At 43.4% G+C, this 13,933-nt stretch carries 14 protein-coding genes; 6 read left to right on the forward strand and 8 right to left on the reverse strand.

The genetic code is table 11. The features are described 5' to 3' along the window. Positions 1–2 precede the first annotated feature (2 nt). The 4 genes from F899_RS11860 (at position 3) to F899_RS11875 (ending at position 5,535) form a co-directional block, all read left to right on the forward strand. Positions 3–3,182, forward strand: a complete 3,180-nt coding sequence (locus F899_RS11860) for an efflux RND transporter permease subunit (protein ID WP_005222958.1) — start codon at positions 3–5, stop codon at positions 3,180–3,182. Further along, a complete protein-coding gene (gene adeK, locus F899_RS11865) occupies positions 3,182–4,627 on the forward strand; it encodes a multidrug efflux RND transporter AdeIJK outer membrane channel subunit AdeK (RefSeq protein WP_005222960.1) in 1,446 nt (481 codons plus the stop codon). The genes F899_RS11860 and adeK overlap by 1 nt, the downstream gene beginning before the upstream one ends. Before the next feature lie 110 nt (positions 4,628–4,737). Beyond that, positions 4,738–5,094, forward strand: coding sequence for a YbjQ family protein (locus F899_RS11870; protein ID WP_005222962.1), 357 nt, complete (start codon positions 4,738–4,740; stop codon positions 5,092–5,094). Positions 5,095–5,097: 3 nt separating this feature from the next. Further along, the gene (locus tag F899_RS11875; protein ID WP_005222964.1) at positions 5,098–5,535 is read left to right on the forward strand and encodes a YbjQ family protein; all 438 of its coding nucleotides are present in this window, start codon (positions 5,098–5,100) and stop codon (positions 5,533–5,535) included. Positions 5,536–5,544: 9 nt separating this feature from the next. Here F899_RS11875 and def read toward each other — a convergent pair whose 3' ends face one another. Then, positions 5,545–6,021, reverse strand: a complete 477-nt coding sequence (gene def, locus F899_RS11880) for a peptide deformylase (protein WP_005222966.1) — start codon at positions 6,019–6,021, stop codon at positions 5,545–5,547. Positions 6,022–6,354: 333 nt separating this feature from the next. Between def and F899_RS11885 the strand changes: the two genes are divergently transcribed. Then, complete coding sequence (locus F899_RS11885; RefSeq protein ID WP_005222968.1) at positions 6,355–7,635, forward strand: MFS transporter; 1,281 nt, start codon at positions 6,355–6,357, stop codon at positions 7,633–7,635. 63 nt (positions 7,636–7,698) lie between these two features. On the opposite strand, the gene F899_RS11890 is transcribed toward F899_RS11885, so the two are convergent. From F899_RS11890 to F899_RS11900, 3 genes are all read right to left on the reverse strand, one after another. Further along, complete coding sequence (locus F899_RS11890; RefSeq protein WP_005222970.1) at positions 7,699–8,196, reverse strand: DUF2505 family protein; 498 nt, start codon at positions 8,194–8,196, stop codon at positions 7,699–7,701. Between the two features lie 166 nt (positions 8,197–8,362). Continuing rightward, positions 8,363–8,635, reverse strand: coding sequence for a hypothetical protein (locus F899_RS11895; protein ID WP_005222971.1), 273 nt, complete (start codon positions 8,633–8,635; stop codon positions 8,363–8,365). Between the two features lie 227 nt (positions 8,636–8,862). Next, entirely contained in the window at positions 8,863–9,354 is a 492-nt protein-coding gene (locus F899_RS11900) for a hypothetical protein (protein WP_005222972.1), read from the reverse strand. A 408-nt stretch (positions 9,355–9,762) separates the two neighbouring features. On the opposite strand from F899_RS11900, the gene F899_RS11905 reads away from it, so the two are divergent. After that, on the forward strand, positions 9,763–10,230 hold the full coding sequence (locus F899_RS11905) for a GNAT family N-acetyltransferase (RefSeq protein WP_005222973.1): 468 nt from the start codon (positions 9,763–9,765) through the stop codon (positions 10,228–10,230). Here F899_RS11905 and F899_RS11910 read toward each other — a convergent pair whose 3' ends face one another. The 4 genes from F899_RS11910 to F899_RS11925 all read right to left on the reverse strand — a co-directional run bounded on the left by F899_RS11910 (position 10,231) and on the right by F899_RS11925 (position 13,911). Continuing rightward, the gene (locus tag F899_RS11910) at positions 10,231–12,078 is read right to left on the reverse strand and encodes a sensor domain-containing diguanylate cyclase (RefSeq protein ID WP_005222975.1); all 1,848 of its coding nucleotides are present in this window, start codon (positions 12,076–12,078) and stop codon (positions 10,231–10,233) included. It abuts the gene before it with no gap. A gap of 173 nt (positions 12,079–12,251) precedes the next feature. Then, positions 12,252–12,590, reverse strand: a complete 339-nt coding sequence (locus F899_RS11915; RefSeq protein WP_004891857.1) for an FKBP-type peptidyl-prolyl cis-trans isomerase — start codon at positions 12,588–12,590, stop codon at positions 12,252–12,254. Positions 12,591–12,669: 79 nt separating this feature from the next. Beyond that, positions 12,670–13,293, reverse strand: a complete 624-nt coding sequence (locus F899_RS11920; protein WP_004814826.1) for an MgtC/SapB family protein — start codon at positions 13,291–13,293, stop codon at positions 12,670–12,672. A gap of 87 nt (positions 13,294–13,380) precedes the next feature. Next, positions 13,381–13,911, reverse strand: coding sequence for a YaeQ family protein (locus tag F899_RS11925; protein WP_004814824.1), 531 nt, complete (start codon positions 13,909–13,911; stop codon positions 13,381–13,383). Positions 13,912–13,933 lie beyond the last annotated feature (22 nt).

The following is a 13,933-nucleotide window of genomic DNA, read 5'->3' on the forward strand; positions in this document are numbered from 1 at the left end:
TAATGGCTCACTTTTTTATTCATCGCCCCATTTTTGCGTGGGTGATTTCATTGGTGATCATGCTGGCGGGGGTTATTACCCTCACCAACATGCCAATTGCCCAATATCCGACCATTGCACCGCCAACGGTCACCATTGCTGCAACCTATCCGGGTGCATCTGCTGAAACTGTGGAAAACACGGTAACACAAATCATTGAACAACAAATGAATGGTCTGGATGGTCTACGTTATATCTCTTCAAACAGTGCGGGTAATGGTCAAGCGTCTATTAACTTGAACTTTGAACAAGGCATCGATCCTGATATTGCTCAAGTTCAAGTACAGAACAAACTGCAATCGGCAACGGCGCTTTTACCTGAAGATGTACAACGTCAAGGTGTAAAAGTCACCAAGTCTGGTGCGAGCTTTATGCAGGTTCTTGCATTTTACTCTCCAGATGGAAGCCTATCGGCGTCAGACATTAATGACTATGTAAACTCAAACATCTCTGAACCACTTAGCCGTGTTGCAGGTGTTGGTGAACTTCAAGTCTTTGGTGGTTCATACGCAATGCGTATTTGGATGGATCCTGCCAAAATGGCAAGTTTGCAAGTCACACCAAGTGATATTGCTCAAGCCATTCGCACCCAAAACGCACAGGTTGCGGTAGGTCAATTGGGCGGTGCACCTGCAATTGAAGGTCAAGCTTTGAATGCGACGGTAACTGCGCAAAGTATGTTGCAGACGCCTGAGCAGTTTAGAAATATTTTTCTAAAAAATACAGCTTCAGGTGCTCAGGTTCGCTTGGGTGATGTTGCGCGTGTTGAACTTGGTGCAGACAACTATCAGTTTATTTCTAAATACAACGGTAAGCCTGCAGGCGGTGTCGCAATTAAATTGTCTACAGGTGCTAACGCCCTAGATACTGCTGCTGCTGTGGAAGAACGTCTCAAACAGTTACGTCCAAACTACCCTGCGGGTTTAAAGGATGAATTGGCCTTTGATACCACACCATTCATTGAACTTTCGATTAAGAGTGTTGTTAAAACTTTAATTGAAGCGATCATTTTGGTCTTTATTGTGATGTTCCTGTTCTTGCAGAACTGGCGTGCCACAATTATTCCAACCATGGCCGTGCCTGTGGTGGTACTGGGTACTTTTGCCGTAATCAATATGTTTGGCTTCACGATTAACACTCTGACCATGTTTGCCATGGTATTGGCGATTGGTTTATTGGTCGATGACGCAATTGTCGTGGTGGAAAACGTAGAACGTGTCATGGTCGAAGAACATCTTGACCCTGTAGCGGCGACTGAAAAGTCGATGAAACAGATTTCAGGCGCACTGATCGGGATTACCTCGGTATTGTCTGCAGTATTCGTACCTATGGCATTCTTTGGTGGGACGACAGGTGTTATTTATCGTCAATTCTCCATTACCCTTGTGACTGCAATGGTGCTATCACTATTAGTAGCATTGACCTTTACCCCTGCCCTGTGTGCCACGATTCTTAAACAGCACGATCCAAACAAGCCAGAAAGCAACGGTATTTTTGCACGTTTCTTCCGCTGGTTTAACCGCAGTTTCGATAAGCTCTCAGTTAAATATCAAGGCGGTGTTAACCGCATGACGCATCATAAAATCTTCTCGGGGGTTTTATATGCAGTGGTACTGGGCATTATTGTGTTATTGTTCCAAAAACTACCATCATCATTCTTACCTGATGAAGATCAGGGTGTGGTGATGACATTGGTACAACTCCCACCAAATGCAACCTTGGAACGTACTGAAGCTACCATGACCAGCATGTCTAATTTTTTCAGAGAAAATGAAAAAGAGCATGTGCAATCGGTATTTAGTGTTTCGGGCTTCTCTTTCTCAGGGATTGGTCAAAACGCAGGTATGGCGTTCATTAAGTTAAAAGATTGGAGTGAGCGTACCAGCCCTGAATCACAAATTGGTGCAATTATCCAACGTGGTATGGCACTGAACATGATTGTGAAAGATGCGACTTACATCATGCCATTACAGCTTCCTGCGATGCCAGAATTAGGTGTCAGCTCAGGCTTTAACTTGCAACTGAAAGATGCTGCGGGCAATGGCCACGAAAAACTCACCATGGCACGTAATATAGTGTTGGGTGAAGCAGCGAAAGACCCACGCTTAATGGGGGTGCGTCCAAATGGTCAGGAAGATACACCACAGTACCGTATTATTATTGACCAAGCGCAAGCAGGTGCGGCAGGTGTCAGCATTGCTGAAATCAACAGCACCATGAGCATGGCTTGGGGTGGTTCGTATATCAATGATTTCATTGACCGTGGTCGTGTGAAAAAAGTCTATGTTCAAGCTGAATCAGACTCTCGCATGATGCCTGAAGACCTGAACAAGTGGTATGTCCGCAACAATAGTGGTGATATGGTGCCATTCTCTGCCTTTGCAACAGGTGAATGGACTTATGGTTCACCGCGTTTGGAACGCTATAACGGTGTATCTGCCAAGAACATTCAGGGTTCACCTGCGCCAGGTGTCAGCTCTGGTGAAGCCATGCAAGCGATGGAAGAAATTGTCGCAAAACTACCGTCTATGGGCTTAAATGGCTTTGATTATGAATGGACAGGTTTATCGCTTGAAGAACGTGAATCGGGCGATCAGGCACCATTCCTCTATGCACTGTCATTACTGATTGTATTCTTATGTTTGGCGGCCTTGTATGAAAGCTGGTCTATTCCATTCTCAGTCCTCTTGGTGGTACCGTTGGGTATTGTCGGAGCGTTATTGCTTACCTTCGGGGGCATGATTTTGTTCAAAAACCCGAACCTATCCAACAACATTTACTTCCAAGTGGCAATTATTGCCGTGATTGGTTTATCTGCTAGAAACGCGATTTTGATTGTGGAATTTGCCAAAGAGCTACAAGAAAAAGGTGAAGACCTGTTTGAAGCGACTTTGCATGCTGCAAAAATGCGTTTACGTCCAATCATTATGACCACGTTGTCCTTTGGTTTTGGTGTATTGCCGCTTGCACTTTCATCAGGTGCGGGTGCAGGTAGCCAACACTCGGTCGGTTATGGTGTTTTAGGTGGTGTGATTAGCTCAACCTTGTTAGGGATCTTCTTTATTCCTGTATTCTATGTTTGGATTAGAAGTATCTTTAAATACAAACCAAAACAACAAAATCATCAGGAGCATGTATCGTGATGCAAAACTTATGGTCGCATACAGGCCGTGGTATTGCGGTTTCTGCCCTCGCGCTTGCTTTGACAGCTTGTCAAAGTATGCGTGGGCCAGAACCCGTCGCTCAGACAAGTATTCCAAGCAGCTATACTGCTGCATCGGGTACTTCAGTGGCTGAACAAGGTTATAAAGATTTCTTTGCCGATCAACGCTTGTTACAAGTCTTAGATATGGCATTGAACAATAACCGTGATTTACGCACAGCGACGCTGAATATCCAACGTGCCCAACAAGCCTATCAAATTACCGAAAACAACCAGTTACCTACCATTGGTGCAAGTGGCAGTGTATTACGTCAAGATCAAGGCGGTGGCGCACAAACACGCTATAACGTCGGTTTAGGTGTGACTGCTTATGAGTTGGACTTTTGGGGACGTGTACGCAGTTTGAAAGACAATGCTTTAGATACTTATCTGGCCACTGCGAGTGCGCGTGATGCAACACAAATCTCGCTGATCAGTCAGGTAGCACAGGCATGGTTAAATTATTCATTTGCCAATGCTAACTTGAAGCTTGCCAATCAAACCCTGCAAACCCAGCTTGAGTCTTTTAACCTCAACAAGAAACGTTTCGATGTGGGCATCGACAGTGAAGTTCCTGTTCGTCAGGCACAGATTTCTGTTGAAACTGCACGTAATGATGTTGCCAACTATCGCACCCAGGTGGCTCAGGCACAAAACCTGCTAAATCTACTTGTAGGTCAACCTGTACCGGCCAACCTGTTACCGGCACAACGTGTTACCCGCATTACCTCTAATGCGGCACTAGGTGCAGGTTTACCAAGTGATCTGCTGATTAACCGTCCGGATGTACGTGCAGCTGAATATCGTCTGTCTGCTGCAGGTGCCAATATTGGTGCTGCCCGTGCGCGTCTGTACCCAACGATCAGTCTGACTGGTTCTGCAGGTTATGCTTCAGCTGACTTAAGCGATCTGTTTAAATCAGGAAGTTTCGTCTGGTCGCTGGGTCCTAGTCTGGATATTCCGATCTTCGATTGGGGTACACGTAGAGCAAATATCAGAATTTCAGAAACAGACCAGCAAATCGCGCTGTCTGATTATGAAAGATCGATTCAGTCTGCTTTCCGTGAAGTCAACGATGCACTAGCAGTGCGTCAGAACATTGGCGACCGTTTAGCTGCACAACGTCGTCTGGTGGATGCAACCAATACGACATATCGTCTGTCCAATGCCCGCTTCCGTGCTGGGATTGACAGCTATTTAACTGTCTTAGATGCACAGCGTACTTCATATGCAGCCGAACAAGGCTTGTTATTGCTGGAACAGGCGAACCTGAACAACCAGGTAGAATTGTACAAATCTCTGGGTGGTGGTTTAAAAACCAATACCTCAGATACGATTCAATACCCGCCATCTACAGCTGAACGTAAACAGGCAAATCAGCAGTAAGTCTCGGTTTTCGATCTTATTGAAAAAGCTCACTTCGGTGGGCTTTTTTATTGCTTTTTATCTTGGAGTTTCTTATCTTCAAAGCAACAGAATCAGGTTCTCTATCCCTTATGCTACTCAGTAATCTGGAATCCGTCCCGGGACATGTTATTAGCCGTCAAATCGATGTGGTCTATGGCAGTACGGTACGTAGTAAACACGTTGGCCGTGATTTGCTCGCAGGTTTGAAAAATATTGTTGGCGGTGAGCTGACTGCCTATACCGAACTTCTGGAAGAATCGCGCCAAGAAGCGATGAGCCGGATGATTGAAAAAGCTCGTCAGATGGGTGCCAATGCAATTGTCGGCATTCGTTTCTCAACGTCTAACATCGCCCAAGGTGCATCTGAACTGTTTGTATATGGTACAGCGGTGGTAGTGGAGCCGAATGTTCCAAAGCTTCCAGATCCCTTCCCGTCAGCAGGATAAGCTATGGATAACCTGATTTTTCAGTTTGTCGTTTTTGCCCTGCTGTTTTCGGTAGGTTTTGGCTTTGGTCGTTATTATGAACGAAAACATCTAAAAGAGCTGGCGGAACAGGAAGTACGGCTTGCTCATATTGTGCTGGATACTCACCGTTTTACAACTTCAGAATTTGAAGGTCAGCTGATTAGCTCCAATGTAGTGATTTCCCATGATTATTTTAAATATGTGATTGCCAATATTCAGAACATTTTGGGTGGACGTCTGGTCAGCTATGAAAGTATTGTGGAACGTGCACGCCGGGAAGCTGTTGTTCGCCTGAAGCGTGAAGCTGAGAAAATCGGTGCTACTCAGATTATGGGATTACGCTTGAGTACTACAGAACTGGGCATGCAAGGTGGAATGGTGGAAGTCTTTGCTTATGGCACTGCCATTAAAAAGCCTTAAGTCTTAGATTCAAAGTCTCTCAGTGAATAATATTCCATTCAGATGATCGATTTCATGCTGCACAATCCGTGCAGCAAAGCCACTAAATTCAGCATCAACCTGCACACCTTCCATGGTGTAATAACGCACCCGAATATCTTGTGCCCGGGCAACTTTGCCTCTTTGATCCGGCACACTCAAACAGCCTTCTTCACCCAGAACTTGTGCTTCAGAAACATGTACAATTTCCGGATTGAGCATTGTCACTGCTTCCATATACGGTGCCTCGGGATAACGCAGGTTTGGACGTGAAGCAACAATAATGATCCGCTTGGAAATATGCACTTGCGGGGCAGCAATACCTACCCCCTGACGGTCAAGCATGGTATCCATCATGGCTTTATTGAGCTGATACAGCCACTCACTGCCGAATTCCGAATCTGCCACAGCAGTTGCAACGAGTCCTAAAATTGCCTCACCTTGCCTGGCCACGGTTAACACAGTCATGTCAAATCTCTCTTTATTTAAGGCAGTCCCTCTACTCTTTATAGACCAGTTTTAGCGCCTTCCAAAGCAGATTTTTTTGTAATCTGTATCACTGAAAACTGTTTAAACGAATAGCCTGATCAGCAAAGAACATCAATACGAACTAAAATAAGTCATCTCTATTTTTTAGTTCAGTTCTTTGCTCAATTTCAACTTTTATTATTCCAAAGCATTTTATAAATATCTTTTTTTATAACTTTTAGTTTATTTTGAACAAAGAAAGATTGATTATTCAATAAAAAATGTTTCTTTTAAAATCAAATAAATACTCAGCAATGGATTAAGGATTTCAGCATGGATGCACCTCCGCGCCTCTCACAAGCAGATAAACGCACTCTTGGATTTTCATCACTGGGCGGCGCGCTCGAGTTTTATGATTTTGTCATCTATGTGTTTTATGCCAAGCTCATTTCAGAGCTGTTCTTCCCCAGCACACTCAGTCCTTTCTGGGCCATGTTGAATACTTACGGCATTTTTGCTGCGGGTTATTTCTTCCGTCCATTGGGCGGTGTAGTGATGGCACATTTTGGTGATCTAATTGGACGTAAACGACTGTTTAGCCTGTCAATTCTATTAATGGCACTACCTACCCTGATGATCGGGGTCATGCCGACCTTTGAAAGCATTGGTTATGCAGCGCCAATTCTGTTGCTGTTAATGCGTGTGCTACAAGGAATTGCCATTGGTGGTGAAATTCCTGCTGCCTGGACTTTTGTTTCTGAACATGTCCCTGAACGCCGTATCGGGATTGCCAATGGTGTGCTTACCGCAGGCCTGTCACTCGGGATTCTGCTGGGAGCCTTGATGTCACTCTTTATTTCCTTACAGTTCTCTGAAGCAGAAATTAAAGACTGGGCATGGCGTATTCCCTTTATCCTCGGTGGTATTTTTGGTTTTGTAGCGTTGTACCTGCGGAGTTACCTGAAAGAAACACCGGTATTTAAAGCCATGCAGGCCAAAAAAGAACTGGCAAAAGAATTGCCGGTGAAACAGGTTCTGGCAAAGCATAAAACCGGTGTCGTGATTGGAATGCTTTTTACCTGGTTCTTGACGGGCTGTGTAGTGGTGCTGATTCTGGCGATGCCAAACCTGCTGGTTGGTGCTTTTGGTTTTGAACGTGCCGATGCTTTCAAAATGCAAAGTGCGGCGATTGTGATGCAAATGGTGGGCTGTGTACTGGCAGGTATATTGGCCGATCGTTTTGGTGCTGGGCGTGTCATTCTGTTTGGTTCTCTTCTAGTTGCGACTATGGCGGGCATTTTCTATAACAGCCTAGGCCATGTTGCACCGTCAACCGTGTTCATGCTGTATATGTTGTTAGGTTTAAGCTCCGGTACAGTCGGGATGGTGTCTTACAGCATGGTGAAAATGTTTCCGGCACAGATCCGCTTTACCGGGATTTCTTTCTCTTACAATCTGGCGTATGCCATTGCCGGCGGAATTACCTTGCCACTCGTACAATGGCTTAGCCTGTATAGCAATATTGGTGCAATGTACTATGTCTGGACTGTATGTCTGGTGACCCTGTTCACTGCCCTGATTTACAGAAGTAAATTTGAAAAATCGGTAGTCTGATCAATAAAATATTGTGATAAAAAAGAGCCCAAATATGGGCTCTTTCTTTGACCTTCTTGCCATTTAGGCAGTCAGGCTTTTACGGATTTCATCTTCAATGATACTGATTTCAATCTGGCTAAATTTGCGGATTTCGCCTTCCGCATGTTTTTCCAGCATGCCGCCGACCAATGGCACCTTTACTTTTACGGTCCAGTCCAGTTGAAACTCAATCTGACGTTCATCACCTTTTACTGCGCGTTGGCAAGTCGCTTCGATTGGCAGGTTCGCACCAAGCTCCACTGTAGAAGTTAAATGTTCCAGATTACTGATGTCGGTACGTTGCAGACGAAAAGCATCACGTAACAGTTTTTTTGCGATATCTGGAATATTCACGTCCAAGTTATATGCACGTTTCAAGGTATAGATTTCACCCTGTTTCTCAGAAATCAGAATCTCCATGTTCTGCGCCGGAATACGACGACAGACCGCTTCGTGCATGCTGATATCACTGACCAGACGTTTAAATTCATCAATAGAAACACCATTGATGTTTGCCTTTACAGTAAATTGATGTGCCATGTGGTTTTCCTTTTTATTTTTTAAATTGTGGATGTGGCTTGTATTGGGGAAGCTTATTATAAAGCCAAATTTAGGATCAGATAACTTTGCTGTATATCGACAGTATTAAACTGAATTTCTGATCCAGAGTCATTATGCAGTGTTTAGGTAAATTAAGGCACATAAGTCAATCATCCACCTTTAACCACACTTGAGTTTTCACTCCACTACTGATGATCAGCTTGGCTCCAGGATAGCAAATGACAGCTTCAAACTCATCTGCACCATCATCCAGCCCAGAGGTATACCAGGTCGTACCTTTCGGAAAATCATTCAACCAGGTAGCCTTATAAAAATCTGATACCGAATCAAACTGGAGATACTGCTGCGGCTGTGCCTGAATTTTCCATGCCAATTCGATAAAAAGACCCAGTTGGGCCTGCCGGAAGTCAATCAGCATTGTCGTGCTCCTGACAAAAGCAGATTTTAGCATGCTGACTGCTTGCGAATAACAGAGAGGGATATTTGCACAGTGACATATAGCTGAGGACCTCGATCCTATAGAATATATGCACTGCTTCATCAATAGACAAAAAACAAGAATGAGGGCTATTAATAGTTAAGAAAGTTATAGACCAAACAGATTACATCAACCTGAACAGTTATCTGTATTCATTCAAAACTTTATTAGGCACAATGTGCATGGTCTGACTCGAAACGATGTTCATATCGATGTTCTTCTCCATGCCGGTCCACATGCGTATAGAAAACTCCGTAACGTCCCACATAATACTCGATGGATTGACCATAAAAATTCCAGTAAATAGACCACTCTCCCAAGTCCATTTTTCGGATCACACTATTGGTCTGCAACGGCATTCGATTCAACCATTTCTGCTGTAACCCTTGAGCCTGAGTACGCTCAGTAATGATCGCGGGCTGCTTAAATAACATTTTAGCGATATCATCGAACAGTTCTAGCTCATAAGCATCTACCGTCATAGCCAGTTCATGTGGCTTTTGTGCAGTAGAAATAGACGTTTGATCTTGGGAAGACGGCTGCACTGCTTCAGGCTTTAAGCGCTGACCATGATAGCGGGCTTTATAGATTTTGAAGGCGATTATCCAGGCAACATACATCACCAAAACACTACAGATAATAAGCATTACTTTGACCATAGGCTAAGCCTCTTATTCATTTTTCTTATCTTCAATCTGTAACTACAGATCTACTCAATTACAGTTCATTTACAAACCATAACATATTGATTGAAAAATACCCAACTTTAGTCATTTCAAAATATTTCGAAAACTTTATATTGCCCACTACAGTATGATTTCTTTAATACCTCTAAAATATTTTTTATCCTGACTAAAGAATTTAGCTCTAATGGAAATGCGAATAAAAATCAATACACACTGTCTGAAAATTTAAACAAGCCACACAAATGCGCCACAGAAACGCTGTATAAAGAGTTTTTTTGCCGGAAAATTCCCTAAAAATATAACAATCCTAGACTTTCATTCATACTCTAGATGCTGCTAAATGAAACACTCGTTATTATTTAGTTTAGTTAAATTTGCCTTATGATTCGTGAAGGAAAGGTTCAGGATATTCCTCAAATTGTACACGTTGTTCATGACAGTATTCGCTCCTGTGTCATGGATCATCAACGCGAGGAAACCCGTATACAAACCTGGCTTGAAGCATTTACCCATTCCACCCTGATTGTGGAAATGCTATATAATGATTGCTGGGTGTATACCGTACATGACAGAGTGGTCGGTTTTCTGATGGTGAGTGATCAGGGAGAAATCCGCATGCATTATGTAAGTAGCGGTATGCAGCGCATGGGATATGGAACACAGTTATTTTATTACATGCTGGATTTTATGACACCTAAAAAAATTGACCGTCTCGAAATTGAAACCACACGAACTGCATTGCCCTACTATACTAAACTTGGTTTTCAGAATATTTCTCCCCACATGCAGGATGAGCCTGCGTTGCACCTGTTCAAAGCTTTATCTTCCAGCACCTATCCTCAGTTCTGATCAGGCTGCCACAGCCTTGCTTTTGATTTGGTCTCTACCTGCAAGTTTGGCTTCATACAGATGCTGGTCTGCTGTTTTCATTAGTGTATGAATATCCGCATAAGGATGATGAGCATCCATATAGGCAACCCCTATACTCACAGTGACATAATCTTTATCATCCCCGCGGTTATCATGCTCTAACTGCTCTGCCCGCACTGCAAGCAGGACAATTTCAAAAATTTCCCGGGCTTCCGCAATCGGCATATCATGTAACAGAATTGCGAATTCTTCCCCTCCGTAACGCGCTAGATATCCCTGTTTAGGCAGAACCTGCTGAATCACCTGAACCAGCCGTTGCAATACTTCATCACCTTTTAAGTGACCATAGTAATCATTATATTTTTTAAAGTAGTCCACATCGATCATGGCAAAGGACAAGGTCTGTTCAGGATGTTGAATGGTCTGATTAAACAGGCGCTGGATTTCTTCATTTAAGGCACGCCGGTTATAGGCGCCAGTCAATGCATCGACATTAATCTGATACTGCAGTTTGGTATTCAGTTCATGTAACTGTGCTGTTCTTTCTCGAACTTTCTGATCCAGTGAACTGTTCAATACCATTAATTTATTATTCAGTCGCTCGGTATAGTAGGTTTGATGGGCATAATTACGAGATTGTTGAAACATAATGATCAAGACATACAGGCTGGTCGAAATAAATGACAGATGCACGCTCTCAATTACATTCAGTAATACCAGATAATCATTAAGAAAGGTCACACACAAAAAGATGATGGCAAACAGGTTAGTGAACGAATATTCATCTCCTTGAGAAAGTGTCACATAAAACCCGTAAATAAAATTACCCAGTATCACCAGACCATAGATAACGCTATACAAAGCCAGACGCTCAAAAACTTCTGGTGTGCTAAACAAGGTTACTGCGATATTAAAAATTAGTAATCCCGCCCCTACGTAATAAATTGAACGTCGGATATAACGCGGCTTAAACAGGTACATGTAGCTCAGGAAGAATAAGATCGCCAGAAAAGTGAACAGATATTCTAGACGAGCACCCCATAGCCAACTGATTTTACTCACAATGGCGTATGGATGCGGCGCAGAAAACAGATTATGCAGTGCCAAAAAAATAATAAATAAGCCAAAAATAAATACACTGCGGCTATTTCGCTCCACAGATCCGCGAAACAGGGAAAATAAAATGGTAAATAGTCCTACACCCAGCACTGTGCCACAGACCACGGCGATACTCATCATTTGCAGCATAAACTGTCGATTAATGGTCGCAGAGGGGCCAATTTTCAGCGGCTTTTCTAGTCCGCCATGTAAATTAGTATAGTTGGAAACCTGAATACTTAAGGTAAAATATTCATTCTGTGGCACAAAAGATGCGATCTTAGGTGCCTTTTCAGTCACCTGCCCTGTCGGGGTTTTACTGATTTTACCAAGACGCAGCAAGATATCCCCATTTAAATAAATGCTATAAGCACCATACTGACTCGGAATCTGAATCGCTAAACGTTGTCCGATAAATTTTTTGGGAATTTTAAAATGGCTAATAAAAGTGCCATAAGTGGCATTGGTTCCGGTGAGAGTCTTGAATGAAGCTGGAAGTTCAACTACTTGTGATTCGAGTTCAGGATCTGGTTGCTCAATGAACTGACGTGGATAGAACTGCCATTTGCCTTGCAACAAGGTGGTACTATCTTCATCAAATTTTAGTTCGGTGACCTCATTCTGATGAGCTAGGAAATAAGATTCTGGAGCAGCATCATATTGAGCCCACACGATCCGTGTAGTCCCCATCAAAAATATCAGCATCAACCACGATGCCAATATCAGCATAATCTCCCTAAACCTGAGCAAAAAGGCCATCCTGTAGCTACTGTTATTAATTCTAATGTACGTGGAATGTTGGATATTGCCAATGATTTTTCATATAAAAAAGCAGGATAACCGACGAGCTATCCTGCTGCTGAATTCCTGACATATTGTACTGTTCAGAAAGTCACATAATATCAGTCACGTGTTTTAACGTCATACAGTTCGATTTCAAAAATCAGGTTGGAATTTGCCGGGATAATGTTCCCCATTTTACGTTCACCGTAAGCCAGATGAGCAGGTACGATCAGCTTACGTTTGCCCCCTACTTTCATGCCCATAATGCCTTGATCCCAGCCTTTAATCACACGACCAGTGCCGATGACCGTCTCAAAATAATTACCACGATCCAGCGATGAATCAAACTTGGTTCCATCTTCCAGCCAGCCAGTGTAATGCGTGGTAATCAGTGCACCTTTTACCGCTTCTTTACCTTCACCCACCACCAGGTCAATAATTTCTAGTTCTTTGGTCATCGCCAATATCCTTCATTTTGCAAATAGCCCTAGTATAAACACGATTGAGCCAAATTCCTCAGACTTTAACTGCAATGGATCAAAAGCTGAGTTCCTGAATCTTCTTATCCTGTAATAAATACTGGGTTAATTTCTGGTGATTTTTAGCCGAACCCATCAGGATCCAGCGGCCTGTGATCCGCCGGTCAATTTTTTGCTGGCTGGAATGAATGACTTTTAATTTGTATTGTTTAAACAGTTTTTCATAATGATCCGGCTCATGCTGCTCAAAAGGACAGACAATTTCGTAGTTACGTTCTTGATTCAGATGCTCAATCCCACGTTGTACATAGACCAGTAGAACCAGTACGATCAGCACGATCACCGTTGCCCAGACACTTAACAGTTCATAGCCGGCACCGACTGCCATGCCCAGTGCAGCTGTCATCCAGATCGTAGTTGCAGTGGTAATACCAGAAATCCGGTTATCATCTTTTAAAATCACTCCGGCTCCCAGAAAACCCAGGCCAGTTAAGACATTGGCTGCCAGACGGTCGGGGTTGGCGACGCCGATTTTTAAGGAAATAATAGTAAATAGACAGGAACTCAGACTGACCATGATCATTGTACGCAGTCCGGCAGATTTACTATGATATTCCCGTTCTGCTCCAATAACCGCACCAATCACGACTGCTAACAGCAAATCATAAAGTTCATGATACATGCTTCGTCCCTGGAACTTATTATTCTCTCCAGATATACGAAATATTGGGGCGAGGATACAAGTCGAAACTTGCATCCTTGTGAGTTGTTATTGTAACTGTTCCCACTCAATTACAGCCTGTGCCTGATCGCCAATCAAAGTCCATTCACTATCCATGATGTTTAGCTGCAACTGCATAGTGCGTTCACACAGTTGTTGTACCGCTTCGGTACTGGCCGGAGACAGCTTCCACACTTCCACATTGGATAGGGTCTTCAGTTTAGAACTGCGCTTGTACCATTCATCAACAGAAGTACCATAAGCCACGACTGCAACTTTCTTGCAACGGGCACTTGCCTTTTTGACCTTATCTTCATCGGGCAAGCCGACTTCGATCCACTGTATCAGTTGACCAGTCAGGTCTTTCTCCCAGAGAGCAGGTTCATCAGTTTCAAACAGGTCTTTAGTAAATTCAAGCGCTTCACCAGCAAAACGTGCATAAGCCAAAACACGCACCATTAGACGTTCAATGGTTTCCGAAGGATGCAATGCCATCGTTAACTGATAGTCTTCATAACGATGGTTATCCATATCGGCAATATTCAGGTCAGCCTTGTAAATCGTTGCTTTAAGCGCCATAACACAATCCTCAAATTTGGCG

It is taken from the genome of Acinetobacter sp. CIP 101934, from assembly GCF_000369585.1.
Classification (GTDB): Bacteria; Pseudomonadota; Gammaproteobacteria; order Pseudomonadales; family Moraxellaceae; genus Acinetobacter; species Acinetobacter schindleri.